Genomic DNA, 2067 nt, shown 5'->3' on the forward strand with positions numbered 1-2067 from the left:
TAGAGACCAAAAGAAATAGATCCCATCTGATGCTTTTTTGGGTAGCTTTTTGAACAGATAATTCAAGAATACATACAACTTGTGTAATTCGATGTCGGCAAAGGGGCCTATTTGTAATACAAAGGAATAGGTTCTAATGTATTTAGAATAGGCTGCTTTAAAGTCATCTTGCTGTTCCTCATTCAATCATCCTTAAAACGATTGACGGCTTTATCTAAATACGAATTTAACTTCTCTTGAACTTTGGCATTCTTCTGCTTGCCACTGTATTCTATTTCCACGACCTCTTCTATCTCACTATCAGAATATACCTGAAAAGCATCTAACTCTGTTTGAATGTCATAAAGGACGTTGGGATCTGTCGCCTCCTCTAATTGTGTTACTTCATAATAGGGTTCAAAGGCTTTTTGCATGTCTTCTGCTTCATTAGCAAAATCCAAAACAAATGTGTCATTCTTCCCTTTACAAATCCTATTAAGTCGGGATAATGAATTGCCTGGTTGAACTCTAGCATCCGTTAGTTCAATACCAATTATGGCATAGATGTAACCGCTAAATGTATCAACCCTGTTACTAAAAGCAAAAACACCATAAAAGAAGTTGAATATAATGTAATTTTCCTCATTATATTTTTTTCTTTTATATTTGTGGAAACAATAATACCTAACAAAATCGAAACTAGCCATATAACTATACCCCACAGAGAAAATAAATATGGTGAGTTAGCTATCCAAAATACGGTAACAAGTGCATAAAAAAGCATTAAAGCCCAAACTAAACCTTTCATCTCTCTCACCCAATTTCAATTATAAGATGTTAATTTTGTTGAATAATCCTGCCCTTTACTTTAAGTAGAAAACTTCACAAAGTTGAATTTTATGCTTGGGAAGTAATAGGATGTTTAAATTTTAAAGGAAACTGGTTACTACCACTCGTTTTTACGAATAATACATCATCTCCATTAAAAATATCACTTTGTGTATCAATCCCTTTATAATTATGAGTATAGTGAAACACAATTTTATTAGAGTAGCTATTAGTAATATTCGAAAGAATGTTGTCAATGCTGATTTTTTTTACTAACAATATCAAAAATGTCTATTTGCTTGCCTTCCGTCTTGAAAATTACTATTGCATCTTCATAGCTCTATTCATTAAACTTACTGAAAGTCCTTGATTTCGATAATCAGGGTGTGTCATAACTGTCTCTATTTGTATAGCTCTTTTTTCTCACCATGTATAACGAAGTCCAATAGATTAACTCTGAAACATTTGCTATTACATTAGCCCCTTCAGCATAAGAATAAGGGATAAACGGTTATTCCAATACCCCTTTTTATACCAATCTTCAAAACTTAAACCAAAAACCAAAGTGGCGAGTTCATTAAAACTTTTTCTTAGTTCCTCATTACTTTTGTAATCTTTATAGAACGTTAATTCTGTCATTCTCCCCACCCTTTCCAAGAATTCTTCTGTCGCTATCCTGCTCCTTAAGCGCAATAGGAGCTGCTAGTTTTGGCAACTCCTTGTTCCAGTTGAGCTACCCGTTAGCACAATATTATTTTCGCCAATCATATGGCATAAGTTCTTTGAGTTTAACAATTACATCTTCATCAACCATGACTTCAGTATTATTTAGATTGTCAGTGTGAAGTTGACTAATAAATTCACGGCAGCGCCCACATGGTGGTATGATATTCCCTTTACTACTAATAGCAACCATTTTTATTATCCGATTTTCTCCATGAGTCACCATAGATGCAGCTGCTGCATGTTCTGCACAAAACCCCATTGAGCAGGCAGTATCAATACACACACCCGTATATACGGTATCGCTTTCAGAAAGGATTGCAGCTCCTACTCCACCCGCACTAGCAAATTCTGATAGTTCTCGGTTATTTGTCACTGATTTAGCTTTATGATAAAGTTCATCGAATGTCATATATTTTCATCCCCCTGTAATATTAAATATGGAATTATTCCATTATACTGCCCTTTATAGCAATAAGGTCTACGTCTCTTGTTCCAGAAAAGCCACCCGTTAATGGAACAAGGTGTTTGTTTAGT

General features: G+C 34.6%; 4 protein-coding genes. All 4 read right to left on the reverse strand.

The genetic code is table 11. The annotated features are described in order from the left end of the window. Nucleotides 1–186 (reverse strand): hypothetical protein (locus J416_RS16060; RefSeq protein ID WP_040513686.1); only part of this gene is annotated, 186 nt, incomplete at its 3' end. Next, the gene (locus J416_RS13750; protein ID WP_040513688.1) at nucleotides 183–686 is read right to left on the reverse strand and encodes a hypothetical protein; all 504 of its coding nucleotides are present in this window, start codon (nucleotides 684–686) and stop codon (nucleotides 183–185) included. The genes J416_RS13750 and J416_RS16060, both read right to left, overlap by 4 nt. Before the next feature lie 592 nt (nucleotides 687–1278). Continuing rightward, entirely contained in the window at nucleotides 1279–1446 is a 168-nt protein-coding gene (locus tag J416_RS16350; protein ID WP_003473907.1) for a hypothetical protein, read from the reverse strand. A gap of 112 nt (nucleotides 1447–1558) precedes the next feature. Beyond that, nucleotides 1559–1942 (reverse strand): cytidine deaminase family protein, encoded by a 384-nt coding sequence (locus J416_RS13755; protein WP_003473909.1) that lies wholly within the window; start codon nucleotides 1940–1942, stop codon nucleotides 1559–1561. Nucleotides 1943–2067 lie beyond the last annotated feature (125 nt).

It is taken from the genome of Gracilibacillus halophilus YIM-C55.5 (assembly GCF_000359605.1).
Taxonomy (GTDB): Bacteria; Bacillota; Bacilli; order Bacillales; family Amphibacillaceae; genus Gracilibacillus; species Gracilibacillus halophilus.